This is a genomic window from Pseudomonas sp. L5B5 (assembly GCF_020520285.1).
GTDB lineage: Bacteria > Pseudomonadota > Gammaproteobacteria > Pseudomonadales > Pseudomonadaceae > Aquipseudomonas.
In genome coordinates, this window is the sequence record NZ_CP084742.1 from 4104441 (window position 1) to 4130049 (window position 25609).

The window sequence follows — 25609 nt, forward strand, 5'->3', positions numbered from 1 at the left end:
ACGTCCAGGGTCGTGTGCAGTCTCTACAACTTACGCACGTCGTAAGGAAGCTCCTGTTATGCGTTGTCTGTTATTCGCCTGCCTGTTGCTGGGCAGTGCACAAGGTTGGGCCCTGGATCGCTTCCAGGTCGAAGGCTACACCCTGCCCAACGGCCTTCAGGTGCTGCTCAAGCCCGGCAGCGAGCGCGGTCACGTGGCAATCCGCCTGGTGGTCGGCGTGGGCCTGGACGATTTCACCTGTACCGACAAGGAACTGCCCCACCTGCTCGAACACTTGCTGTTCAGCGGCACCGACGCCAGTGGGGAAGGCGGCCTCGAAGAACGCATGCAAGCCCTGGGCGGCGAATGGAACGCCTACACCAGCAATGCCGACACCACCTTCGTCATCGAGGCCCCGGCGCGAAACCAGCGCAAGGTCCTCGATCTGCTGCTGTCGCTGCTGACCCATACCCGCCTGGACGAAAAGGCGCTGGAAAGCGCCAAGCGGGTAGTGGAGCGCGAGGACGGCGGCCATTACTCACACCTGCAACGCTGGCTCGACCGCCAGGACCTGGGCCACAAGGCCAGCAACCAGTTGGCAGTGGAGCTGGGGCTCAAGTGTGCCGAGCGAGCCGAAGTCGGCCACCTGACCCTGGCCCGGCTGGAACAAGTGCGCAAGGACTGGTATGCCCCCAACAACATGTCCCTGATCGTGGTGGGTGAGCTGGATCGCCTGCTGCCCGCCTACCTGGAACGGACCTACGGCAGCCTGGAGCCGGTAGAGCCCAGCGAGCACCCAGAGCTGCCCCAGCTCGACAGCCATGCCGCCGCCGAGCGCTACCTGATACGCGGCTGGGTAGGGCAGAGCGCCCAGTTGCACTGGCTGTTTCCCGAACCGGTGCTGGAGCAGCAGCACAGCGAGACCTTCGACCTGCTCAAGGACTACCTGGACTGGGCCCTCTACCGTCAACTGCGCCTGAAGCACGAACTGTCCTACGGCCCCTGGAGCGATCGAGAAGTCTTCGGTGGCGTCGGCTTTCTCAGTCTCAACGCCGACCTCGAGCGCGAGGACCTGCCCGAGGCCCGACAGGTGGTGGAGCAATTGCGTACCCATCTGCTCAAGGATGGCCTCGACCCGGCCACCTTCGCCCGGCTGAAGCAGGCCGCCATCGATCGCCAGGCCTGGGCGGTGCAGGGCAACAGTGCCCTGGCGGACTACTACTGGAGTGCCCTGGGCGATTTCGACGATGGCCGCTTCAGCGACCCGGCCAAGGCCCTGCGCGGTGTGACCCTGGACCAGGCCAACCAGGCCCTGCGGCAATTGCTGCAGCAACCGGGTTACCTGCGGATTGAAAAGCCCCTGCTCAGCGACGAGCAACTGCTCTGGCTGGTGGGGGGGCTGCTGGCCCTGGTCGCCCTGGGTGGCGTGGGCGTCGGCCTGCTACGCCGTCGAGCCGGTTGACCCCTGGCAAGGGAGCGCGCTCCCTCGCCACGGACAGCCGCCAACGTTATCCTGTCGCGCTTTTCCTGCCATGACTGTGACCTCCGCCCGATGCCCGACTGGAACCGACACATACAGCGCCTGCTGGAACTGATAAAGCGCTATCCGGGCGTCATCGCACTCGGCGGCTTCATCTCGGGGGTCTGCAGCTTCATCCTGGTGGACCGGCAACAGAGCCTGGCTTCATGGATCGCCATCATCATGCTGGTGAGCTGGGTCTGGCTGATGCTGGAAAACACCCTGACCCAGCTGTTCGCCCAGGTCTTCAAGCGCGAGATCCCGCAGCCGTTGCTGCGCTACGCCACGCAGATGATCCACCAGGAGAGCCTGTTCTTCGTCCTGCCGTTCTTCTTCATCACCACCAGCTGGTACAGCGGCCAGATGGTGTTCACCGGATTGCTGGGCGCCGCGGCGCTGATTTCCATCACCGATCCGCTGTACTACAAATGGCTTGCCCCGCGCCGCTGGCTGTTCCTGGGCCTGCACACCCTGACCCTGTTCGCTGTCCTGCTGACGGCGCTGCCGCTGATCCTGCACCTGACCACCGCGCAGAGTTTCAAGCTGGCGCTGGGCACCGCCATGTTGCTGTCCTTTCCGAGCCTGGCCTCGATCCTGCCGATCCGCAGCGTGCGCAATGCCCTGACGGTGCTGTGCATCACCCTGGCCATCGGCGGCACCGGCTGGCTGCTGCGCTCCTGGGTACCACCGGCCACCCTGTGGCTGACCGAGGACGCCATCAGCACCCAGCTCCAGGACCGCACTCCCGGCGCCAGCCTGGACCGGCTGGGCGCCAGCCAGGTGCGCGGCAACGGCCTCTACGCCTACACCGCAATCAACGCCCCGCGAGGCCTGGACGAGCGCATCTACCATGTCTGGCAGTTCAACGGCACCGAAGTGGACCGCATCGCCCTGGACATCCACGGCGGGCGCAAGGAGGGTTACCGCGCCTGGTCCCACAAGCAGAACTTCCCGGCCAACCCTGCCGGCAAGTGGCAGGTCCGGGTGGTCACCGAGGACGGCCAGGTGATCGGCGTGCTGCGTTTCCAGATCGACGATCCAGATCAACAGGCGGCCAAGCCCGGCGAGGCAAAGTAATGCCGATCGTGCTATTACGTAGCACTGCAAAATGGCCATACAAGCTTGGAGCTTATGACTACCAGCGTGACGCCCGGCACCGCTCAACTGGACCTTGCCCAATCCCCGGCGCAATTGCGCATCCATGGCGACTGGACGCTGGCGCACTACGCCGACCTCAAGCGCCTGGGCCAATCCCTGGCCGGGCGCTACGACAGCGACACCCATATTGACCTCAACGGCCTGGGGGCCCTGGATACCGCCGGCGCCTCGCTGCTGGTGGAACTGCTGGGCGCCGAGCGCCTGGGCCGCAGCGCCGAACATCCCGATTGCACCCTGTCCGCGGCCGACCGCGCACTGCTGCAGACCGTCTACAGCTCGCTGAACGACTTCTGCGTACCGGTCAGGCAGCCGGAGATCCCGGTCAGCGTGCAATTGCTCTCGCGCATCGGCGGCTCGGTCTACACCGTCTGGCAAGACAGCCTGAAAGTCCTGGGTTTCATCGGCCTGATCCTCGAGACCCTGGCCCGCGGGCTGCTGCACCCCAGGCGCTGGCGCATCACGCCGGTGGTGGCGCACATCGAGCAGACCGGCCTGGATGCCGCGCCCATCGTCGCCCTGCTGACCTTCCTGGTCGGCGCGGTGGTGGCGTTCCTCGGGGCCACGGTACTGGCCGGGTTCGGTGCCAGCATCTTCACCGTGGACCTGGTGGCGTTTTCCTTCCTGCGTGAGTTCGGCGTGCTGTTGACCGCAATCCTCATGGCCGGACGTACCGCCAGCGCCTTCACCGCGCAGATCGGCTCGATGAAGGCCAACGAGGAAATCGACGCGATCCGCACCCTGGGCCTGGACCCCATGGAGCTGCTGGTCCTGCCCAGGGTCCTGGCCTTGCTGGTGGCGCTGCCGATGCTGACCTTCCTGGCGATGCTCTCGGGCATCATCGGCGGTGGCGTGGTCTGTGCGCTGTCCCTGGATATCTCGCCGGCCATGTTCCTCTCACTGCTGCATTCGGACATCGGCGTGAAACATTTCCTGCTGGGCCTGGTGAAAGCCCCGGTGTTCGCCTTCCTGATCGCCGCCATCGGCTGCCTGGAAGGCTTCAAGGTCAGCGGCAGCTCGGAGTCGGTGGGCGCGCACACCACTTCTGCAGTGGTGCAATCGATCTTCGTGGTGATCGTGATTGACGCCATCGCCGCACTGTTCTTCATGGAGATGGGCTGGTGAGCCGCCCGCCGCGTCCATCCGCCGAGGCGGTGATCGAGGTCCGTGGGCTATGCAACCGCTTCGGCCAGCAGAGCGTGCACGAAAACCTCGACCTGGATGTGTACAAGGGCGAGATCCTCGGTGTGGTCGGCGGCTCCGGCAGCGGCAAGTCGGTACTGCTGCGCAGCATCGTCGGCCTGCGCCAGCCCAGCGAAGGCTCGGTGCGCGTATTCGGCCAGGACCTGCCAAGCCTGTCGGAACAGCAGCGCTCGCTGGTGGAGCGGCGCTTTGGCGTGCTGTTCCAGAAGGGCGCGCTCTTCACCTCCCTGACAGTGACCGAGAACGTCGCCCTGCCGCTGATCGAACATGCCGGCCTGTCGCGCAGCGACGCCGAACACCTGGCGGCGGTGAAACTGGCCCTGGCCGGCCTGCCGCTGTCGGCGGCAGACAAGTACCCGGCGTCCCTGTCCGGCGGCATGATCAAGCGCGCGGCCCTGGCCCGCGCCCTGGCCCTGGACCCGGACATCCTGTTTCTCGACGAACCCACCGCCGGCCTCGACCCGGTGGGCGCCGCCGCCTTCGACCAACTGATCCTGACCCTGCGCGATGCCCTGGGCCTGAGCGTGTTCCTGGTCACCCATGACCTGGATACCCTCTACACCATCACCGACCGGGTGGCAGTGCTGGCACAGAAGAAGGTGCTGGTAGCCGATGCCATCGACAGCGTCGCCCAGACGCCGGACGCATGGATCCACGAATACTTCCACGGCCCCCGGGGCCGCGCCGCCTACCAGGCGGCGACACAGACCAACGAGGGATGACATGGAAACCCGAGCCCATCACGTACTGATCGGCCTGTTCACGGTGATCTTGGTGGCTGGCGCCTTGCTGTTCGGCCTGTGGCTGGCCAAGTCCAGCGTCGACAGCGCCTTCCAGGACTACGAGATCGTCTTCAACGAGGCCGTCAGCGGCCTGTCCCGGGGCAGCTCGGTGCAGTACAGCGGGATCAAGGTCGGCGACGTGGTCAACCTGCGCCTGGACCCCAAGGACCCGCGCCGGGTCCTGGCACAGATCCGCCTGGGCGGCGACACGCCGATCAAGGAAGACACCCAGGCCAAGCTGGCGCTGACCGGCATCACCGGCACCTCGATCATCCAGCTCAGTGGCGGCACGCCCCAGAGCCCGCCGCTCAAGGGCAAGAACGGCCAGTTGCCGACCATCACCGCGTCGCCATCGCCCATCGCCCGGCTGCTGAACAACAGCGATGACCTGATGACCGGGGTCAACCTGCTGCTGCACAACGCCAATCGCCTGTTCTCCCCGGAGAACGTGGGCCGGGTAAGCAACACCCTGGAGAACCTGCAGAAGACCACCGCCAGCATCGCCGACCAGCGCAATGACCTGCGCCAGCTGATGCAGCAACTGGGCACCATCACCAAGCAGACCAGCGCCATGCTCGAGCAGACCACCGCACTGATGCGCAACGCCAACGGCTTGCTCAACGACCAGGGCCGGCAGATGTTCGGCAGCGCCGAGCAGGCCATGCGCTCGCTGGAGCAGAGCAGCGCCACCCTGAACCAGTTGCTGACGGACAATCAGGACTCACTGAACAACGGCATGCAGGGCCTCAACGGCCTGGCACCGGCCGTACGCGAACTGCGCGAGACCATGAGCTCCCTGCGGGCCATTACCCGCCGCCTGGAAGCCAATCCCGGCGGTTACCTGCTGGGCAACGAGAAGAACAAGGAGTTCACGCCATGAAGCGTGCCTGTCGCCTGTTTGTTCCACTGGCCCTGGGAGCCGCCCTGGCCCTGGGCGGCTGCACGATCCTGCCCCAGAGCGAGCCGCTGGACATCTACCGCCTGCCGGTCGGCCAGGCCAGCACGGCGGCCAAGGCCCTGCCGTGGTCCCTGCAATTGCTCAAGCCCCAGGCCAGCGATGCCCTGAACAGCGCGCGGATCGCGGTGATTCCAGAAGGTGACCTGATCAGCAGCTACAAGGCTTCGCGCTGGACCGATCCGGCGCCGATCCTGTTACGCAACCGTCTGCTGGACGGGTTCCAGCGCGACGGCCGGGTCCAGCTGCTGAGCACCGATGACAGCAACCTGCAGACCGACCTGGCCCTGGGCGGCGATCTGCAGGCCTTCCAGACCGAGTACCAGGGCAAGGCCGCCCAGGTGGTGATCCGCCTGGATGCGCGGCTGATCCGTGGGGCTGACCAGAAGATCCTCGCCAGCCGGCGCTTTGAAGTGCGCCAGCCGCTGGCCGAGACCCGGGTGCCGGCGGTAGTGGCCGGGTTCGGCCAGGCCGGCGACGTGCTGGCCCGTCAGGTGGTGGACTGGGCCGTGGGGCAGGGCAGCCAGGCCGTCAGGCGCTGAAGTTCGCGCGGTGGGCAGGCTGACGAAGGGTCAGCCAAAGAACCAGTAGCAGACGGCGATCGCCGCCACCACGCCGGCAAACTCCGCCAGCAGGGCGCAGCCCACCGCGTGGCGCACCCGCTGGATGCCCACCGCGCCGAAATACACCGCCAGCACATAGAAGGTCGTTTCCGTGCTGCCCTGGACAGTCGCCGCCACCAGGGCCGGAAAACTGTCCACCCCCTGGGTCTGCATGGTCTCGATCAGCATGGCCCGGGCCGCACTGCCGGAGAACGGCTTGACCAGGGCAGTGGGCAGGGCATCGACGAAGCGCGTGTCCCAACCGGCCCATCCCACCAGATGACGAATCCCGTCGAGGCCAAAGTCCAGGGCCCCGGAAGCGCGCAGCACGCCGATGGCGCAGAGCATGGCCACCAGGTACGGCAGCAGGCTCTTGGCAACGTCGAAACCCTCCTTGGCGCCCTCGACGAAGGCCTCGTAGACCTTGACCTTGCGCAACGCACCGATCACCAGGAACAGCATGATCAGGCCGAACAGCGTCAAGTTGCCCAGGATCGACGACAGCGATGCCAGGGCCGCCGCCGACAGGCTCGCCAGCAGCGCCATGAAGGCCCCCAGGGCCAGGGCGCCGGGGATCAGGTAGGCCAGCACCACCGGGTCCCACAGCTTGAGGCGCTGCATCACCGCCACCGACAGCAGGCCCACCAGGGTCGAGGCACTGGTCGCCAGCAGGATCGGCAGGAACACCAGGGTCGGGTCCGCCGCGCCTTGCTGGGCGCGATACATGAAGATGGTGACCGGCAGCAGGGTCAGGGATGAGGCGTTGAGCACCAGGAACAGGATCTGCGCGTTGCTCGCGGTGGTGGCGCTGGGGTTGAGCTCTTGCAGGGCGCGCATGGCCTTGAGGCCGATGGGCGTGGCGGCGTTGTCCAGGCCCAGGCCGTTGGCCGCGAAGTTCAGCGTGATCAGGCCCAGGGCCGGATGCCCCGGCGGCACTTCCGGCATCAAGCGCTTGAACAGCGGCCCGAGCGCCTTGGCCAGCCACTCGACGATACCGGCCTTCTCGGCGATGCGCAGGAAGCCCAGCCACAGGGTCAGGGTGCCGAACAGCAGCACCATCACCTCGACCGACAGCTTGGCCATGGCAAAGATGCTTTCCACCATGGCAGCGAAGATCCCGGCGTTGCCCCCCACCAGCCACTGCGCCAGGGCGGAAACGGTTGCCACGATAAAGAAGCCAAGCCACAGGCCATTGAGCATCGGTCATATCCCTCGGAAGATGCGGCGAATGATAGCGGGGGCCGCAGAAACGACAAACCCCGGTTCAACCGGGGTTTGTTCAATTCACACGCCTGGGGCTTCAGCCTTTGGTGATTTCACCGGCCGGCAGCTTTTCCTTGCTGCGCCAGTGCGGCAGGGAATTCCAGTAGCGCTGGCCCTTGGCATCGTCGTACATGCCTTCCCAACGGGCGATCACCAGCACCGCCAGGGCGTTGCCGATCACGTTCAGGGCGGTACGCGCCATGTCCATCACGCGGTCGACGCCTGCGATGAAGGCCAGGCCTTCCAGCGGGATGCCCACGCTGCCCAGGGTGGCCAGCAGGACCACGAAGGACACGCCCGGAACCCCGGCGATACCCTTGGAGGTGACCATCAGGGTCAGGACCAGCAGCAGTTGCTGGCTGATGGACAGGTCGATGCCGTACAGCTGGGCGATGAAGATCGCCGCGATGCTCTGGTACAGGGTCGAACCGTCGAGGTTGAAGGAGTAGCCGGTCGGCACCACGAAGCTGCAGATGGCCTTCGGCGCGCCGTAGGCTTCCATCTTCTCGATCACCCGCGGCAGCACGGTTTCCGAGCTGGCGGTGGAGTAGGCCAGGACCAGCTCATCCTTGAAGATGCGCATCAGCTTGATCACCGAGAAGCCGAACAGGCGGGCGATCAGGCCCAGGACAACGAAGGCGAAGAAGGCGATGGCCAAGTAGACCAGGATCACCAGCTTGGCCAGCGGCAGCAGCGAGGCGAAACCGAAGTTGGCGACGGTCACCGCGATCAGCGCGAACACACCGATAGGGGCGTAGTTCATGATCATGTGGGTGACCTTGAACATGGTTTCCGAAACGCCCTGGAACATCTTCACCAACGGCTCGCGCAGGTCGGCCTGCAGGCTCGACAGGCCCAGGCCGAACAGCACCGAGAAGAAGATGATCGGCAGCATCTCGCCACGGGCCATGGCCGCGAAGATGTTCGATGGAATCAGGTTGAGGATGGTCTCGATGAACGCGTGTTCATGCTGTACCTCGGCCGCGGTGGCCTGGTACTTGGAGATGTCCACGGTGCCCAGGGTGCTCATGTCGATGCCTGCGCCCGGATGGAACAGGTTGGCCAGCAGCAGGCCGACGACGATGGCGATGGTGGTGACGATTTCGAAATAGATGATGGTCTTGAGGCCGATGCGGCCCAGCTTCTTGGCGTCGCCGACTCCGGCGATGCCGACCACCAGCGAGGAAATGACGATCGGGATGACGATCATCTTGATCAAGCGGATAAAGATATCGCCCGCAGGTTGCAGGACGTTGCTGATCCACCAGGCTTTTTCAGCACTGAAATGGTTGAGCAGTGCGCCGATCGCAATACCCAGGACCAGACCGATGAGGATCTGCCAGGCGAGGCTTAATTTGGCCTTCTTCATATCATTACCCTTACTTCAGTTGGACTCGGGCTGATGCGCGAACTGCAACGCTCAATGGCGGAAAAGTCTGTGCATCGGCCCCCGTATAAGGTCATCCCGAGCGAGCAATTACGGCTCTCTGCGGGCGAAAAAAGGCGCAACTATTCCGATGCAAGGGAGGCGCGTCTAATGCCGTAAACGCCTACCCTATGCCGAATCGGCATGAGTTTTTCGAAACAAAACGAGCGTCCCAACCGGTTCGAATACGACATTTCGGCAGGCCAGAATACCGTGAAACGGCCATTTCAGGCGGCGTGCAGGCTTGTCGGAAGGGTCAGGAAAAGGTCTGAAAACAGTTCGGAATGTTCTGATTCGGGTGCCTTGGAACGCTCTGGACTTTCCCCAAAGTTTCTCGATATACGGTCGCAGAGAAACACCAGGAAACGTTTGACCGACGTCAAAGGAAGATTTTTCAGCTACTAGCGCAGGATTTGATGCCAAGGGCTCTGGAATCGGTTTCGTGTCGTCCAAGCACGCCGCAAGCTCGTCAGGCCGATGTAGACCCGGGAGCTTGCGCCGTCGCTTTTTTCCTGACCCGGCCCTTGCGGAGGCACTCCCTGTACCCCTAGGTCACTCCGATCACGTGTCGATCAGAACATCCCGGCCCCCTGGTCATGCACGTGCCCTCCTCGGGTCGTGCAACAGCCGAAAGCGCCTCTAGCCCTTTCGTCTATTCGGGTGACTCGAACTCAGTACCAGTTCGGGTCCTTCCTCAGTTGCTCCTTGAGCAATTCCTGCATACCTGGCTCGGGCTTGCCGAGGAAACGGTAGTTGGCATGCCGGGTAGGAGATTTGTCGGCGGGCAGTCCAGCCGGCACTTCGACAAGCAATCCATAGGCATGCTTCTTGTCGAAACCGAAAGCCACGATCAGGCGCTGGCTGCGGCAAGTCTGGGCGGTTTCGCACAAGGGGCCGACCAGGTACTTGTCGCCATCCTCCTCTACTGCATTCATTTGCTCGGCATCGCCGGACAGGTTCATCACCCATTCGGGCAAGCGTTCTTCCTTATGCACGACGTCCTGCCAGGTCTCTCGGAACTGCGGGTCCGAATTGAGCAACTGGTTGGCACGTGCCTGGCCATCGTTGGCCGCGGACGCCAGGGTACTGGCGCCCAACAGCAGCGCGACGGCCAGGGTCTTGTAGGAGAATCCCATGGTCAGCCCCGGCCGCGACGGCCAAAGAAGAACGATGCGATGAACATCACCAGGAACACTACGAAGAGAATCTTGGCGATCCCGGTGGCCGTGCCCGCGATACCACCGAAGCCCAGGACGGCAGCGACGATGGCGATGATCAGGAATGTGATTGCCCAACTCAGCATGATGATTCTCCTTACTCTTCTCTATTGGAAATGCTGCCTGCATGGCCAGCCGGGTCAGCGGGGGCAGACCCGACCGTGGTGCTCTGGACGGGATGCCTAGAACACCCAGCGTTCCTGGCGTGGCGACTCAAGCACCGGTTGCGCCTGGTCGACGGTCATCAGTTGTACGGGTGATGAGCCGGTGAGCGAACTGCTCACCGGAGTGAAATGGGTCTGGGTCAGGTGCTGGACCGCCATGCGAGGAGCGGGCGCCTGGGTGTCTTGCCAGCGCTGGAACTGCTGCCCCGCGATCAGGGTGACCAGCAACGCAAGGCTGGCAAACAGGCCTTGCTGCAGGTGCAGTGGCGCAATGCGCAATTGGGCGAGACGTTGGCGATTCATCCTGGAATACCTCCCACGGCAGTGGTGATGTTGTTATGCGATATGGAGAGGACATTGCAGACTGCATGCCAGGTTTTTATCACCTATAAAAACCTTTAAAATCAATTAGTTATGAAACATCATCAAAATCTGTCGCGACGCATCCTGCACGATGACCGCGTGTGGAGCCGTGCGAAATGCACGATCGACCCGCGCCAGACCGAATGCTTTCTGACTTTTGGTGGGAACTTTGCTGATCCGCGAATAGCCTGATACAGACCGGTATCTGCGCAACGTCTCTTGTTGACTAAAAAATTCATTAATTTCAATTAGTTAGTCATTTGGCCCGGAGAGATCTAACCTCCAAGGCGCAGAATCGATCAGAATCAACCTTGCAACTTGCCCGATTTTTCCGGGACTAAATCAGATCGTTCATTTAAGGAGCCTGGGAAAATGGAGTCAGCGCCGGAGAATCAAGGCCGCATCCTCTTGGTGGACGACGAGTCCGCCATCCTTCGCACCTTTCGTTACTGCCTGGAAGACGAGGGATACACCGTCGCCACCGCCAACAGCGCGGCCCAGGCGGATGCCCTGTTGCAGCGCCAGGTGTTCGACCTGTGCTTCCTCGACCTGCGCCTGGGCGAGGACAACGGCCTCGACGTACTGGCCCAGATGCGAGTCCAGGCGCCCTGGATGCGGGTGGTTATCGTCACGGCCCACTCCGCCGTGGACACGGCGGTGGACGCGATCCAGGCCGGCGCCGCCGACTATCTGGTCAAGCCCTGTAGCCCTGATCAACTGCGCCTGGCCACTGCCAAGCAGCTCGAGGTCCGCCAGCTCTCGGCGCGCCTGGAGGCGCTGGAAGGCGAAGTGCGCAAGCCCCGCGACGGCCTGGACTCCCACAGCCCGGCCATGAAGGTGGTGCTGGAAACCGCTCGCCAGGTCGCCACTACCGACGCCAACATCCTCATCCTCGGCGAGTCCGGCACCGGCAAGGGCGAGCTGGCGCGGGCGATTCATGGCTGGAGCAAGCGCGCCAAGAAGTCCTGTGTGACCATCAACTGCCCGTCGTTGACCGCCGAGTTGATGGAAAGCGAACTCTTCGGCCACAGCCGCGGCGCCTTCACCGGGGCCAGCGAGAGCACCCTAGGCCGGGTCAACCAGGCCGATGGCGGGACACTGTTCCTCGACGAAATCGGTGACTTCCCGCTGACCCTGCAACCCAAGTTGCTGCGCTTCATCCAGGACAAGGAATACGAGCGGGTCGGCGATCCCGTGACCCGCCGGGCCGACGTGCGCATCCTCGCCGCCACCAACCTCAACCTGGAAGACATGGTGCGCGACGGGCGCTTTCGCGAGGACCTGCTGTACCGGCTGAACGTCATCACCTTGCACCTGCCACCGCTGCGCGAACGCAGCGAGGACATCCTGACCCTGGCCGACCGGTTCCTCGCGCGCTTCGTCAAGGAGTATGCGCGGCCAGCGCGAGGCTTCAGCGACGAAGCCCGCGACGCAATGCTGAACTACCGCTGGCCGGGCAATATCCGCGAGCTGCGCAACGTGGTGGAACGGGCGAGCATCATCTGCCCCCAGGAGCGAGTGGAAATCAGCCACCTGGGCATGGCCGAGCAACCCACCAACAATGCCCCACGGATCGGTGCCGCCCTGAGCCTGGACGAACTGGAAAAGGCCCATATCGGCGCGGTGCTGGCCACCAGCGACACCCTGGACCAGGCCGCCAGGACCCTGGGCATCGACGCATCGACCCTGTACCGCAAGCGCAAGCAGTACAACCTGTGAACAGGCCCTCATGAAGCTAGCGATTAAACTGCGGACCCGGCTGTTTCTCAGTATCTCCGCCTTGATCACGGTGGCGCTGCTGGGCCTGGTGCTGGGGCTGGTCAGCGTGATGCAGATGGCCAGCACCCAGGAATCACTGATCCGCAACAACTTCATCACCCTGGACCTGGGGCTAAAGCTGCGCCAGACCCTGGGTGACCAGTTGATCCTCATGCTGAGCAACAAGCCCGACCCGGTCGCCCTGGAAACCTCCCGCCAGCGTTATCTGGAGCTGCTGGACCAGGGCATCGCCCAAGAACAGCAGCAAGGGCGGCAAAACGGCTTCCAGCAAGCCCGCAACGACTACCTGAGCTTCTTCCAGGCCTTCGAGCGCAGCAACTCCAGCCTGAGCAACAACAATGAGCTGACCGAGCGTTTCAACACCTTGCGCGGCGGCCTGATCAACGAACACAAGCGAGCCCTGGACAACATCAGCGAAGTGGAACACCAGACCCGTGGCCGGGCCTTGCTGGTGGCCGGCCTGCTGGGCCTCGTGGGCCTGGCGGTGCTGATCATCGGCTTCATTACCGCCCATTCCATCGCTCGACGCTTTGGCGGCCCGATCGAAGCCCTGGCCAAGGCGGCGGACAAGATCAGCCAGGGCAACTTCGACGTCACCCTGCCGATTTCGGGTCCGGCGGAAATGAACCTGCTGACCCGCCGTTTCGGCATCATGGCCGAAGTCCTGCGCCAGCATCAGGCAACCAATGTCGATGAGCTGCTGGCCGGGCAGCAGCGACTGCAGGCAGTGCTCGACAGCATCGATGACGGGCTCCTGATGATCGATCGCCAGGGATGCCTGGAACACCTCAATCCGGTCGCCCAACGCCAGCTCGGCTGGGACCAGGAACGCCTGGGACAGGGCCTGGGCAGCGCCCTGCAACGCCCGGAGCTGGACGAGCAACTGCAACTGGTGTTGCGCGGTGGCAACCTGGAGCGGGCACCCGAGGATCTGGACATCGAGGTTGATGGCGAATCGCGCCTGCTGACCTACAGCCTGACCCCGGTGTGCCACACCCAGGGGCATATCCTCGGGGCGGTGATGGTGCTGCACGACGTCACCGAGCAGCGGGCATTCGAACGCGTGCGCAGCGAGTTCGTGCTGCGCGCCTCCCACGAGCTGCGCACCCCGGTCACCGGCATGCACATGGCCTTCGGCCTGCTCCAGGAGCGCCTGCATTTTGCCGAGGAGTCCCGGGAAACCGACCTGCTCAACACCGTCAACGAAGAAATGCAGCGCTTGATGCAACTGATCAACGACCTGCTGAACTTTTCCCGCTACCAGAACGGCTTGCAGAAGCTGACGCTCGCCCCTTGCTCCCTCGACCAGTTGCTGGAACAGACCCAAGGGCGCTTCATCGAACAGGCGCAGCAACAGGGCATCTCGCTGCTGCTGGAGATCCAGGCACCACTGCCGCGCCTGCATGCCGATCGCCCGCAGCTGGAGCGAGTGCTGGACAACCTGGTGGACAATGCCCTGCGCCACACCGCCCGCGGCGGCCAGATCCGCTTGCAAGCCCGGCGTCATGGCGAACGAGTGATCGTCAGTGTCGAGGACAACGGCGAGGGCATCGCCTATGGCCAGCAGGGACGGATCTTCGAACCTTTCGTCCAGGTGGGACGCAAGAAAGGCGGCGCCGGCCTGGGGCTGGCGCTGTGCAAGGAGATCGTCCAGCTCCATGGCGGACGCATGGGCGTGTACTCAAGGCCGGGACAGGGCACCCAGTTCTACCTGGCACTGCCGCTCTAGGCTTCATCGTCCAGACGCCGGACCACCAGGCGCCGACCTCGGGTGAGCAACTCGGTGAACTGCACCGCGCTCAGGGCCTGGGCGAACAGCCAGCCCTGGCCAAAGCTCACGCCTTCGCTGCTCAGCAGCACGGCCTGGTCCTCGCATTCGATACCCTCGGCGATCACCTTGAGCTTCAGGGCGTGGGCCATGCGGATGATGTGCGGCGCCACACCGCTGCTGGCCGCGTCGTGCCCCAGGGCGTCGATGAACGCCTTGTCGATCTTCAGGCAGTCCACCGGCAGGCTCTGCAGATAGGCCAGGCTGCAGTAACCCGTGCCGAAGTCGTCGATCAGCACTTGATGCCCGACATCCCGCAGGGCCTGCAGGTTGTTGCGCGCCACCACCACATCGATCAAGCCACGCTCGGTCACCTCGAAGGCGATCTGTCGCGCCGCGACCCGATGCAGCGCCAGGAGCCGGGCCATGACTCGGCCGATGCGTGGCACCATGACGTCGCAGGCGGCCAGGTTGACCGAGATATACAGCTGCGGATTGGCCCGCAGCACATGCCCCAGTTGCTCCAGCAGGCGTTGCAGGACGAAATCGGTGATCTGGCGGATTTGCCCGGTGTTTTCCGCCAGCGGAATGAACAGGTCCGGGCTGGTCAGGGTGCCATCCGGGCGGCGCCAGCGCAGCAACGCTTCGGCCCCAACGCAGGCCCGGCTGCTCAGCTCGAAGATCGGCTGGTACAACACCTGCAGCTCGCCTCGGCGCAAGGCCCCTTGCAGCTCGGCCCCCAGGGACTGGCGTTGGCGTACCAGCTGGTACACCAGGGCACCGATGAACAACGCCAGCAGCAGGCTGGCTGGCAGCAGCCACCACCAGCCTTCGAGCATCTCAGCCTGCAAGCTGGCACGAGGAGTCATCAGCACCAGCTGGTACTCGGGATTCTGGGTCGGCATGCGATAGACCAGCAGCTCGCGGGTCACCTGCAACGGTCGGCCAGGGTCGTTCTGCCAGGGTTGCGTCGGCGGCCAGGGGCGGGCCGGGCCCAGCACCGGAATGGCCCTGCGCCCCTGGTCGACCACCACCATCAGGCTGCCACCGGGGGGCAGGTCGACCACGTCGGTCAGGTGCCCGCGGGACGTGGCGACCCGGAAATTGCCCCGGCCCAGCATCAGCGCCGCCAGGTTCTCGTTGGGTTGGGTCGAGGTGTTCAGCCAGTAGCTGTAGGTCGGCCCAAGGATGTCCGCCGGCCTGGAGGAGGGCGCAAGGTTCTGCCGGGGCCAGTTGGAGCAGGCCTGGTCGGCATCCATGTAGGCCGCCTCATAGATGAAGCGGTAGTTGAAGCTGACCTGCTGCAGCACGGCGACCATGTCCGCGCTGCACTCTCGCAGTGGCTGGGCCTCCAGGGTATCCAGGCCTTCGCGCAGTTGCCTGAAGAGTTGCTCCAGGCGCTCCAGGAAACGCCGGCCCTGGGCATTCATCTGCTCGCTTTCGCGCTGCTGGACTTCGTACATGGCCACAGCGGCACTGCCTAGAATCAGCACTGCCGCGCTCAGGGCAACCGCCAGCGTCGCCAGCAGCCAGGGGCGATAGAACCAGGTGCGCGTGGTCTCGCGAGCGGCCGGCATCAGGGAAGATCCGAAGGATTACCAATGAGTTATAGCAACTGATTGGACAATCGGCCTCCACCGTCCGGCGGCGTCATTATTTTGTCTGGTTGAGCACCTGCAGGATCGCCGCGCTCTCGGCGTCCGGCGTGCCGTCGAAACGTCCCGGCCGGTAGTGCATCTGAAAGGCCGCCAGGACATTGCGGGTCGCCACGTCCAGTTCGCCGGTCTGCGGGGTGGCGTAACCCAGGCGCGCCAGCTGCTGCTGGAACCAGCTGATGCTCGGCAGGCTTGCCGCATAGAACGCTTGCTGGCGCGCCACGGCCTGGGCATTGGGCCACAGGCCCAGGCCTGCCTCGGCCAGGCGCTTCCAGGGGAACAACGGGCCCGGGTCGAGCTTGCGCATGGGCGCAATGTCGCTGTGGCCGATGATGTGGCGCGGGGAGATGTTGTTGCGCTTGCTGATGTCCTTGAGCAGCACGATCAGGTTCTGGATCTGCGCCTCGCTGTAGGGATACCACAGGCGTCCGCCAGGGCCATCGCGAAAGCCCGGATTGACGATCTCGATGCCAATGGAGCTGGAGTTGAGCCACGTCCGGCCCTGCCACTGGCTGTCGCCGGCGTGCCAGGCGCGGTACTGCTCGTCCACCAACTTGTAGATCGTGGCGGACTTGTCGTCGCCGATCAGGTAGTGGCTGCTGACCTGACCATGGGTCAGCAAGGCCAGCGAGCGCTCCAGGGAGGCCGAGGTGTAGTGGACAATGATGAACTGCGCACGCTGGTCATAGTTGACCGAAGGGTGGCTGGTATCGATGCGCGGGCCGCTGGAGCAGCCGGCAAGCATCAGCAGGAAGGAGACGGCAAGAACGAGGAATTTCATGGCAGGGAACAGTACGCTTGAGACATTAATGCAACAGTGTAACGTACTGATCCCCACCTCATGGGCAAAACTGCATCGGCGGCAGCGCAGGCGACCAGCGCCTCAACCGGCCTCGACCCGGTTGCGCCCGGCATCCTTGGCGCGGTACAGCGCCTGATCGGCTCGCTTGATCACCAGATCGCTGCGATCTCCGGCCTTGAAGGCGCTGAGGCCGATCGACACCGTGACGGTTACCGGTTCGCCCTTGAAGTGGAACGGGCAGGCCTCGATCGCCGCACGCAGGGCTTCCACCAGACGCGCCCCTACCGGCCACGGGGTATCGGGCATCAGCAGGACAAACTCCTCGCCACCGAAGCGAGCGATGAAATCAGTTCCCCGCAGGCGCTTGCGCAGCACGTTGGCGATGATCTTGAGCACCTTGTCGCCCGCCAGGTGCCCATAGTTGTCGTTGATCCGCTTGAAGTGATCGAGGTCCAGCATCGCCAGCAGCAGGCTGTTGCCATGACGCTGCCACTGGCCGACCTCGTGCTCCAGGCGTTCGCTCCAGGCCGCACGGTTGGGCAGGCCGGTGAGCGGGTCGACCAGGGCCTTCTGTCGCTGTTCCTCCAGGTGCTCGCGATAACCCTGGGCCTCCTGTTCCATGCTTGATACCCGTGTCGCCAGGCTCTGCAGACGGACGGCCATGTCTTTCTCGCGCTCGTCCCGCTGCTTCTGGTGCTGGTCCATGGTCCCCAGCAAGCCTTCGAGATGGCTTTCCAGCACCTGCTTGAGATCATCCAGGTCCGCCGCTTCCTGGACGCTGCTTTGCAGGCCATCGACCTGTTCACGAATCTGCGAGTCCATCGCCCGTGCCGCCGAACTGATGTCGGCATGGCCGTCGCTGGCGGCCTGCAGGTTGTTCTGGAAGGCTTCGAGGCGTTCGTTGAGATGCTTGAGGTAATCCTCGAACTCATGCTGGCCGGAATCGGTGATGGCCAGCATCAAGACTGCAAGATCGTCGAGGATCGGCAGCAATTCGTACCAGTTAAGCCCATGTTGCAGACGGTCGCGCATCGCCTCGGCCTGGGGGCGGTGCCGCTCCGGCAGGCTCAGGTCGTCGAGCAGCCCCAGCAGCGTGTGCTCGATGTGCTTGGCCACCGAGCTATAGGAGGGCTCGGGAGAGTCGGGCAATGCATACAGCACATCGTGTTCCGGCTGCTCCGGATCGATGGCCGCCAGGGCCTCGGCCATGACGGCCGGCAAAGGCAGGCTGTCGAGCAGTGCGGCGGCGGGAATCGGCAGCAGTTCGTCGGGGTTGCCGGCACCAGGTTCGGCAACCTGGGGCATGGCTGCCGGCTCAGGCATTGCCTCGGGTGCCGGGGATGCAGGTATGGCTTGAACCGCTACGGGTTCCGGAACCTGGACCAGGGGCTCAGGCTCGACCTCAAGGGCGGGGGCTTCCTCCCGGGGCAGGACCGGCGGTACGAAGGCGACCACCGACGCCGCGACCGGTTCGGCTTCGGGCTCAGGCTCAGGCTCAGGTTCAAGCGTGGGCTTGGGCTGGGTGGCGACAGGCTCGAAGGACGGCTCTGGCAGGATATCCGCCGCCTCCTGTACCGCTGGCGAGACGACGGGCCCCTGGGGGCTGGCAAGAGCTGCGGGTGCTATGCGTGCCGGCGCCTGGCCATGCTCGTGCAGCGTATCGTGGGCAGCCTCTTCGGGCCGGGACTGGCTGTCCGACGCGGGTGTCGGTGCCTCTGGCACAGGTGCGGGCTGGGGTACGGGCGTCGCATCGCCGGCATCGCGCGCTCCGAACAAGCGCTGCAACAGGCTCGGACGCTCCGGCTCGACCGGGCTGTCCAACTGGTTCAGGGCCTTGCCTTGCAGGGTGCTCAACTCGCCCAGCAGTAGCGGGATCTCCCGCGCCTGGCTGACCCGGCCATCCAGCTGCTTGGCGAAGACCTTGAGCGGACGGCTGACCTCGCGCGGCAGGGGCAAGGCCTGCAATTGGGTGACCAGCGCCGTCAGGGCGCTGCTCATCTGGTCGATGCGGGTTTCCCGGCGCTGCTCGGAATCCAGCACGGCCTTTTCCAGTCGGGGCAACAGGGCAGCCAGCCCGGCGTCCATATCGTCGGCCCGCACGACCTCGCGCATTTCCTTCATGCATTGGTCGACTGCACGATCCGTCCCTTCCGCCGCCAGGGTGCTGCGCACCAGGCCGCGGCGCAGCAGGTCAAGCCGGGCAGCCCAGCGGCGCTCTAGCTTGTCCTGCTGTTCGATGCTCTTGAGGTACTTCTCTTTCCAGCGCTGGGCGTCGTCGCTCATTCATCGGTTCCGCGAGGGGCAGGACTCAACGCGGGCAATGCATCGGCCGTGAGCGAACCCGGCAGACGAATCTCTACCGCGACCGGCAGGTGATCGGATATGGGTTGAGCCAGGACCTCGACACGCTCCAGGGTCAGGCTGGGGCTGAGCAGGATGTGGTCCAGGCAGCGTTGCGGACGCCAGCTGGGGAAGGTCGCCTGCAGTTGCGGCGCCAGCAGGCTGAGGTCACGCAAGGGAGAATGCTCCAGCAGGTCGCTGGCATGGGTGTTCATGTCGCCCATCAGGACCTGGTGCTTGTAACCGCCAATCAACTCGCGAATGTACGCCAGTTGCCGGGTTCGCGCCCGGGCACCGAGCGCCAGGTGCATCATCACCACCACCAGCGCATCCGGGCCTTCGCCGAACCGCAGCAGGATCGCGCCACGCCCTTTCGGACCTGGCAACGGATGATCTTCAATGGCCCAGGGGCGCAAGCGACTGAGCACGCCATTGCTGTGCTGAGCCAGGCGCCCAAGGTTGCGGTTGAGTTGCTGGTACCAGTAGGGAAAGGCACCCAGCTGGGCCAGGTGTTCCACTTGATTGACATAGCCCGAGCGCAGGCTGCCGCCATCGGCCTCCTGCAGGGCCACCAGGTCGAAGTCTCCCAGCAGGCTACCGATCTTCTGCAGGTTGTCCGCCCGCCCCGTGTGGGGCAGCAGGTGCTGCCAGCCACGAGTCAGGTAGTGACGATAACGCTCGGTGCTGATACCGACCTGGATGTTGAAACTGAGCAAGCGCAGACGGCTGTCAGCCGGCAGGCCGGACGACGCTAAATGATGTTCGTTGACCTGCGGATCATGCAGGCCAACGATGCGTTCCGAGCCCCAGCGCAGCATGGCGGCAGCGCTTACTTGGCTGCGCGCTCTTTGGCGATCAGCTGATCGGCGACATTCAGTGCGCCCTCAGGACCACCAGAAGTGCCCAGGTCGAAGCGGTATTTGCCATTGACCACCATGGTCGGTACGCCGGTGATCTGGTAGGCCTGGGCCTTCTTCTTGGCATCCTCGACCTTGCCCTTCACGGCGAAGGAATTGTAGGTGCTCAGGAACTTGTCCTTGTCGACGCCTTCGCCAACCAGGAACTCGGCCATTTCTTCAGGTGTGGCGAGCTTCTTGCCGCTGTGGATGGCTTCGAAAACGGCCTTGTGCACCTTGTGCTCGACACCCATGGCTTCCAGGGTGATGAACAGCTGGCCGTGAACATTCCAGATACCGCCGAACATGGCAGGGATACGAACGAAGTTGACGTCGGCCGGGAGCTTCTCGGCCCATGGATTGATGGTGGGCTCGAAGGCATAGCAATGCGGGCAGCCGTACCAGAACAGCTCCACTACTTCGATCTTGCCAGGCACCGCAACCGGAACGGCGCTGCTCAACTCCACATACTGTTTGCCGGCCTCAAGCGGCTCGGCGGCTTGAGCGGTCGCGCCAAACAGGCTGGCGGTAACGAGAGCGGCGCTGAGAATCAGATTACGCATGCTTTACTCCTGGACAATTTAGGCGCCTCGCGCGACCTGAATTCAGACAGGTCATGGCAGGCTTGAGTTCGCTAGTGTAGCGGCTGGCGCCATAAAAAAGGGCGGCCTGAGCCACCCTTTATGCTTGCACCGTCAGATTAATCGATCATTAACGTGGCCTTGGCTGCGCATCGGCCAGCAACTGATCGAAGCGGCCTCAGTGCAGGCCCTGAATATAGCTGGATACCGCTTCGATATCCTTGTTGCTCAGTTTGCCGGCGATGCTGCGCATGACCATGGTGTCGCCGTCGTTGGTACGGGCACCTTCGCGGAAATCGGTCAGCTGCTTGGCCACGTACTGAGCGTGCTGGCCACTCAGGTGAGGGAAGCCGGCTGCAGCGTTACCCGCACCGTTCGGCGAGTGGCAACCGGTGCAGGCTGGCATGCCCTGGTCCAGCTTGCCGCCGCGGAACAGCTCTTCGCCACGGGCCACGACCTTGGGATCGGCGGCACCGACACTGCCTTTCTGGCTGGCGAAATAGGCCGCGATGTCGGCCAGGTCCTGATCACTCAGGTTGGTCAGCAAGCCGGTCATTTCCAGCACTTGACGCTTGCCGGACTTGATATCGTGCAACTGCTTGTCCAGGTACTTTTCCCCCTGACCCGCCAGCTTGGGAAAGTTTGGCGCCATGCTGTTCCCATCAGGGCCGTGGCAAGCGCCACAGACTGCGGCTTTCGCCTGACCGGCAGCAGCGTCGCCTGCGGCATGGGCAACACCAGTGATGCCCAGGGTCAACAGCAGACTCACGAGTAATTTGTTCATCAGCTAATCCAACTACGGCTAAGGGTTAAGAGTTATGGACCGGGATCACTCGCTCATCCAGTGGATGATGACTCGGTAATCCTCGGCACTGCAGTCCATGCACAAACCACGCGGCGGCATCGCCTTGAAACCCTGGGTCACGTGTTGCACCAGCGTCTCCATACCTTGCGCCAACCTCGGCGCCCAAGCTTCCTGGTCGCCCTTGCGGGGCGCCGTGGGTAGTTGGCCGGAATGACAAGCCCCACAAACACGGTTGTACACAGCTTCCGGATCCTGTGTAGCCTGAGCGCTGTAAAGCGGCATCAGGACGCCGGCAGCTAGCAGCCATTTCGTCATAAAACGACCTTTTCAGGGTTGAGAGCGTGCTGCGTTCTAATGCGCATCCAAGGTTTATCGCTCTCGTGAGCTTCATCCTACGCTGGGACAAAGCGCACACAAAATCTGCGGCATTATATACTGGCGTTACTGAAACTTAAACGACACCGCTCGCCGCACCCACCCTTGGCATCGCCCCTATTCGGAAATCCCATGCAACTGAAGAACCCCATCCTCGGCCTGTGCCAACAGGCCACTTTCATGCTCAGCGCCGCCAAGGTCGATCAATGCCCGGACGACGCCGGCTTCGAAGTAGCCTTTGCCGGGCGCTCCAACGCCGGTAAATCCAGCGCCCTGAACACCCTGACCCACGCCAGCCTGGCACGCACCTCGAAGACCCCGGGTCGCACGCAGTTGCTGAACTTCTTCAAGCTAGACGACGATCGCCGTCTGGTCGACCTGCCAGGCTACGGCTACGCCAAGGTGCCGATTCCGCTGAAGCAGCACTGGCAGCGTCACCTGGAGGCCTACCTGGGCAGCCGCGAGAGCCTCAAGGGCCTGATCCTGATGATGGATATCCGTCATCCGATGACCGACTTCGACACCTTGATGCTGGACTGGGCCGTCGCCAGCGGCATGCCCATGCACATCCTGCTGACCAAGGCCGACAAGCTGACCTACGGCGCGGCCAAGAACAGCCTGCTCAAGGTCCAGTCGCAGATCCGCAAGGGCTGGGGCGAAGCCATCACTATCCAGCTGTTCTCCGCACCCAAGCGCATGGGTCTGGAAGAGGCCTACACCGTGCTGGCGGGCTGGCTGGAACTGGCCGACAAAGGTGCCGAGATCGAGGCTTGAGAGAGATAAAAATTGTCTGCCCGGTGATCAGGCAAGGCAAAAAGTGGCGGGAAAGCGGAGTTTAGGGGCCTAAATGAGCACTTCCCGCCGCTTTTTAACGCAGCATGGTCGCCACGTAGGCAATTTTCAGGCAAAAAAAACCCCGGACTTCATATGGGGAGGGGGAAGTTCGGGGTTCAAGTTCTAGACCGCTAGGGCGGGGTCCAGATATCTGCCAACACTTAACACAACATAGGAGCATTGAAGGGCTTCACCAGCCATTCAGTACCTCTGAGTAGGCATGACTCGATTTAGTTCCGAGCGCTGCAAAAACTATTGGCAATAAACGATGAAATTTTCCGTGCTAATAGCTTTCCGCCAGTTTTTGCCGCGACACTATGCCGCGGCAAAAACCGCCATGGAGTCCCCTTAATGGGCCTCATCCCAATTGTTTCCCACCCCGACTTCGACCAATAGCGGTACATCCAGAGTCGCCGCGCCGCTCATGTAGCCGCGGATCTCTTCGCGCACCTGGTCGACCAGGTCCTCGCGCACTTCCAGCACCAGTTCGTCGTGCACCTGGAGAATCACCCGGGCATCCAGCCCCGAGGACTGCAGCCAGTTGTCCACCGCCACCATGGCCTTCTTGATGATGTCCGCCGCAGTGCCCTGCATCGGTGCGTTGATCGCGGTGCGTTCGGCGCCGGCCCGCTCCTGGGGCTTGTTGGAGTTGATCTCCGGCAGGTACAGGCGGCGACCGAAGATGGTTTCGACGTACCCCTGGTCGGCCGCCTGGGCGCGGGTACGGTCCATGTATTCACGCACCCCGGGATAGCGGGCGAAGTAGGTATCGATATAGGCCTTGGCCTGCTTGGTATCGACGCCGATGTCCTTGCCCAGCTTTTGCGCGCCCATGCCGTAGATCAGGCCGAAGTTGATGGCCTTGGCACTGCGCCGCTGATCGGACGTGACATCCGCAAGCTCGACCTTGAACACCTCGGCCGCGGTGGCCGTGTGCACGTCCAGGTTGTTGCGAAAGGCATTGAGCAGCCCTTCGTCCCGGGACAGGTGAGCCATGATCCGCAGCTCGATCTGCGAGTAGTCCGCCGCCAGCAGCTTGTAGCCAGCCGGGGCGACGAAAGCCTGGCGAATTCGCCGGCCCTCGGCCGTGCGCACCGGAATGTTCTGCAGGTTCGGGTCGCTGGAGGACAAGCGCCCGGTAGAGGCCACCGCCTGGTGATAGGAGGTGTGGATCCGCCCCGTGCGCGGGTTGATCTGCTCCGGCAGGCGGTCGGTGTAGGTGCTCTTGAGTTTGCTCATGGAGCGGTACTGCATCAGCACCCGGGGCAGTGGGTAATCGTCTTCGGCCAGCTTGGCCAGCACCTCTTCGGCGGTCGACGGCTGGCCCTTGGCGGTCTTCTTCAGCACCGGCAGGCCCAGCTTGTCGTAGAGAATGCTGCCCAACTGCTTGGGCGAGCCCAGATTGAATTCCTCGCCGGCAATCTCGAAGGCCTCGCGCTCCAGGGCCACCATCTTGTCGCCCAGCTCGATGCTCTGCACGCCCAGCAGTTTGTCGTCCACCAGCGCACCCTGGCGCTCGATACGCGCCAGCACCGGTACCAATGGCATCTCGATGTCGGTCAGCACGCTGGCCAGGCTCGGGATCGCGGTCAGCTTCTCGAACAGAGCCTGGTGCAGACGCAGGGTCACGTCAGCGTCCTCGGCGGCGTAGGGCCCCGCCTGCTCCAGCGGAATCTGGTCGAAGGTCAGTTGCTTGGCGCCCTTGCCGGCGATGTCCTGGAAGCTCACGGTGCTGTGGTCCAGGTACTTCTGCGCCAGGCTGTCCATGTCGTGGCGGGTTGCGGTGGAGTTGAGCACATAGGATTCGAGCATGGTGTCGAAGGCCACGCCGCGCATGGTGATGCCATTGGCCTGGTCGCCACCGATGGCGCAGTTGGCCAGGATGTTCATGTCGAACTTGGCATGCTGGCCGACCTTGAGCAGCTTGGGGTCCTCCAGCAACGGCTTCAGGGCCAGCAACACGGTGTCGCGGTCCAGCTGCTCCGGCGCGCCCATGTAGGAATGAGTCAGGGGAACGTAGGCCGCCTCCCCAGCCTTGACCGAGAAGGACAAGCCCACCAGTTGCGCCTGCTGCGCATCGATGCCCGTGGTCTCGGTATCGAAGGCGATCAGCTTGGCGCCCTTGAGCTTGTCCAGCCAGGCATCGAAGCGCCCCTGGTCGAGGATGGTTTCGTATTGCAGCTCCAGCGGCGCCTGCTCGGCCTGGGCCGGGGACTCCAGTGTCAAGGCAGTCGCGGCGGTATCGAGCTCGACGCGCTTGGCATCGCGCCCCAGTTCGTCGATCCAGCTCTTGAACTCCATCAAGCTGTAGAGCTCCATCAACTTCTCGCGGTCCGGCTCGCGCAGGTGCAGGTCATCCAGCCCCACGTCCAGCGGCACGTCGATCTTGATGGTGGCCAACTGATAGGAAAGGAAGGCCATTTCCTTGTGCTCTTCGAGCTTGGCCGGCAGGGTCTTGGCTCCCCGGATCGGCAGGGTCGGCACAATGTCGAGCTGCTCGTACAGCTCCTTGAGGCCACCGTTGACGCCCACCAGCAGGCCGGAGGCGGTTTTCGGACCAATGCCCGGAACGCCAGGAATGTTATCGGAGGAGTCGCCCATCAACGCCAGGTAATCAATGATCTGCTCGGGAGCGACACCGAATTTCTCCTTTACGCCTTCAACATCCATGCTGCTACCGGACATGGTGTTGACCAGCGTAATGTGCCCATCCACCAACTGCGCCATGTCCTTGTCACCGGTGGAAATCACCACTGGCCGGGCCGCCGCCGAGCTGCTGCGGGCCAGGGTGCCGATCACGTCGTCGGCCTCCACGCCTTCGACGCACAACAGGGGGAAACCCAGGGCGATCACGCTGGCATGCAGGGGCTCGATCTGCACACGCATGTCGTCCGGCATGCTTGGGCGGTTGGCTTTGTACTCGGCATACATTTCATCGCGGAAGGTGCCGCCCTTGGCGTCGAACACCACGGCGAACGGGCTGTGCGGGTACTGTTTACGCAGGCTCTTGAGCATGTTCAGCACGCCCTTGACCGCGCCGGTCGGCATGCCTCTGGAGGTGGTCAGCGGTGGCAGTGCGTGGAAGGCGCGGTACAGGTAGGACGATCCGTCCACCAGGACGAGGGGGGCTTGGCTCATGAGTAGGA

Annotated in this window: 22 protein-coding genes; 9 read left to right on the top strand and 13 right to left on the bottom strand. The window is 63.6% G+C overall.

Annotated elements, in window-relative coordinates:
• Positions 1–58: 58 nt before the first annotated feature.
• The 6 genes from LGQ10_RS18605 (at position 59) to LGQ10_RS18630 (ending at position 6135) form a co-directional block, all read left to right on the top strand.
• The gene (locus LGQ10_RS18605; protein WP_058436836.1) at positions 59–1441 is read left to right on the top strand and encodes a M16 family metallopeptidase; all 1383 of its coding nucleotides are present in this window, start codon (positions 59–61) and stop codon (positions 1439–1441) included.
• Between the two features lie 90 nt (positions 1442–1531).
• Positions 1532–2575, top strand: a complete 1044-nt coding sequence (locus tag LGQ10_RS18610; RefSeq protein ID WP_058436835.1) for a DUF5924 family protein — start codon at positions 1532–1534, stop codon at positions 2573–2575.
• A 54-nt stretch (positions 2576–2629) separates the two neighbouring features.
• Positions 2630–3778, top strand: a complete 1149-nt coding sequence (locus tag LGQ10_RS18615) for an ABC transporter permease (protein ID WP_226522841.1) — start codon at positions 2630–2632, stop codon at positions 3776–3778.
• Entirely contained in the window at positions 3775–4578 is an 804-nt protein-coding gene (locus LGQ10_RS18620; RefSeq protein WP_226522842.1) for an ABC transporter ATP-binding protein, read from the top strand. The genes LGQ10_RS18615 and LGQ10_RS18620 overlap by 4 nt, the downstream gene beginning before the upstream one ends.
• 1 nt (position 4579) lies before the next feature.
• A complete protein-coding gene (locus LGQ10_RS18625) occupies positions 4580–5518 on the top strand; it encodes an MlaD family protein (protein ID WP_058436784.1) in 939 nt (312 codons plus the stop codon).
• Positions 5515–6135, top strand: a complete 621-nt coding sequence (locus tag LGQ10_RS18630) for an ABC-type transport auxiliary lipoprotein family protein (protein ID WP_058436785.1) — start codon at positions 5515–5517, stop codon at positions 6133–6135. The genes LGQ10_RS18625 and LGQ10_RS18630 overlap by 4 nt, the downstream gene beginning before the upstream one ends.
• 30 nt (positions 6136–6165) lie before the next feature.
• On the opposite strand, the gene LGQ10_RS18635 is transcribed toward LGQ10_RS18630, so the two are convergent.
• The 5 genes from LGQ10_RS18635 to LGQ10_RS18655 all read right to left on the bottom strand — a co-directional run bounded on the left by LGQ10_RS18635 (position 6166) and on the right by LGQ10_RS18655 (position 10568).
• Positions 6166–7395 (bottom strand): nucleoside recognition domain-containing protein, encoded by a 1230-nt coding sequence (locus LGQ10_RS18635; protein WP_226522843.1) that lies wholly within the window; start codon positions 7393–7395, stop codon positions 6166–6168.
• Positions 7396–7495: 100 nt separating this feature from the next.
• Positions 7496–8827, bottom strand: a complete 1332-nt coding sequence (gltP, locus tag LGQ10_RS18640; RefSeq protein WP_226522844.1) for a glutamate/aspartate:proton symporter GltP — start codon at positions 8825–8827, stop codon at positions 7496–7498.
• Positions 8828–9555: 728 nt separating this feature from the next.
• Positions 9556–10020: an inhibitor of vertebrate lysozyme family protein gene (locus tag LGQ10_RS18645; RefSeq protein WP_058436595.1), complete on the bottom strand. Its 465-nt coding sequence runs from the start codon at positions 10018–10020 to the stop codon at positions 9556–9558.
• 2 nt (positions 10021–10022) lie between these two features.
• Complete coding sequence (locus LGQ10_RS18650) at positions 10023–10187, bottom strand: DUF1328 domain-containing protein (RefSeq protein ID WP_003170804.1); 165 nt, start codon at positions 10185–10187, stop codon at positions 10023–10025.
• A gap of 96 nt (positions 10188–10283) precedes the next feature.
• On the bottom strand, positions 10284–10568 hold the full coding sequence (locus LGQ10_RS18655) for a hypothetical protein (RefSeq protein WP_226522845.1): 285 nt from the start codon (positions 10566–10568) through the stop codon (positions 10284–10286).
• Positions 10569–11000: 432 nt separating this feature from the next.
• Between LGQ10_RS18655 and algB the strand changes: the two genes are divergently transcribed.
• Both algB and LGQ10_RS18665 read left to right on the top strand, forming a co-directional pair.
• A complete protein-coding gene (algB, locus tag LGQ10_RS18660) occupies positions 11001–12347 on the top strand; it encodes a sigma-54-dependent response regulator transcription factor AlgB (protein ID WP_226522846.1) in 1347 nt (448 codons plus the stop codon).
• A 10-nt stretch (positions 12348–12357) separates the two neighbouring features.
• On the top strand, positions 12358–14136 hold the full coding sequence (locus LGQ10_RS18665; RefSeq protein WP_226522847.1) for a KinB sensor domain-containing domain: 1779 nt from the start codon (positions 12358–12360) through the stop codon (positions 14134–14136).
• On the opposite strand, the gene LGQ10_RS18670 is transcribed toward LGQ10_RS18665, so the two are convergent.
• The 7 genes from LGQ10_RS18670 to LGQ10_RS18700 all read right to left on the bottom strand — a co-directional run bounded on the left by LGQ10_RS18670 (position 14133) and on the right by LGQ10_RS18700 (position 21569).
• Complete coding sequence (locus LGQ10_RS18670) at positions 14133–15752, bottom strand: EAL domain-containing protein (protein ID WP_058437882.1); 1620 nt, start codon at positions 15750–15752, stop codon at positions 14133–14135. The genes LGQ10_RS18665 and LGQ10_RS18670 overlap by 4 nt on opposite strands.
• A 76-nt stretch (positions 15753–15828) precedes the next feature.
• Positions 15829–16611 (bottom strand): N-acetylmuramoyl-L-alanine amidase, encoded by a 783-nt coding sequence (locus LGQ10_RS18675; protein ID WP_226522848.1) that lies wholly within the window; start codon positions 16609–16611, stop codon positions 15829–15831.
• Between the two features lie 102 nt (positions 16612–16713).
• Positions 16714–18915 carry a diguanylate cyclase gene (locus LGQ10_RS18680; protein WP_226522849.1) on the bottom strand — a complete coding sequence of 734 codons (2202 nt, stop codon included), beginning with the start codon at positions 18913–18915 and terminating at the stop codon, positions 16714–16716.
• The gene (locus tag LGQ10_RS18685; RefSeq protein ID WP_058436933.1) at positions 18912–19790 is read right to left on the bottom strand and encodes an endonuclease/exonuclease/phosphatase family protein; all 879 of its coding nucleotides are present in this window, start codon (positions 19788–19790) and stop codon (positions 18912–18914) included. Before LGQ10_RS18685 ends, LGQ10_RS18680 begins: the two co-directional genes overlap by 4 nt.
• Positions 19791–19801: 11 nt before the next feature.
• A complete protein-coding gene (locus LGQ10_RS18690) occupies positions 19802–20431 on the bottom strand; it encodes a thiol:disulfide interchange protein DsbA/DsbL (RefSeq protein ID WP_226522850.1) in 630 nt (209 codons plus the stop codon).
• A 196-nt stretch (positions 20432–20627) separates the two neighbouring features.
• A complete protein-coding gene (locus LGQ10_RS18695; protein WP_058433580.1) occupies positions 20628–21233 on the bottom strand; it encodes a c-type cytochrome in 606 nt (201 codons plus the stop codon).
• Between the two features lie 45 nt (positions 21234–21278).
• On the bottom strand, positions 21279–21569 hold the full coding sequence (locus tag LGQ10_RS18700) for a c-type cytochrome (protein ID WP_025132045.1): 291 nt from the start codon (positions 21567–21569) through the stop codon (positions 21279–21281).
• A 192-nt stretch (positions 21570–21761) separates the two neighbouring features.
• Here LGQ10_RS18700 and yihA point away from each other — a divergent pair, with 192 nt between their 5' ends.
• A complete protein-coding gene (gene yihA, locus LGQ10_RS18705; RefSeq protein ID WP_226522851.1) occupies positions 21762–22403 on the top strand; it encodes a ribosome biogenesis GTP-binding protein YihA/YsxC in 642 nt (213 codons plus the stop codon).
• A 408-nt stretch (positions 22404–22811) separates the two neighbouring features.
• Here the strand turns inward: yihA and polA are convergent, their stop codons facing one another.
• Positions 22812–25601 carry a DNA polymerase I gene (gene polA, locus LGQ10_RS18710; RefSeq protein ID WP_226522852.1) on the bottom strand — a complete coding sequence of 930 codons (2790 nt, stop codon included), beginning with the start codon at positions 25599–25601 and terminating at the stop codon, positions 22812–22814.
• Between the last annotated feature and the right edge of the window lie 8 nt (positions 25602–25609).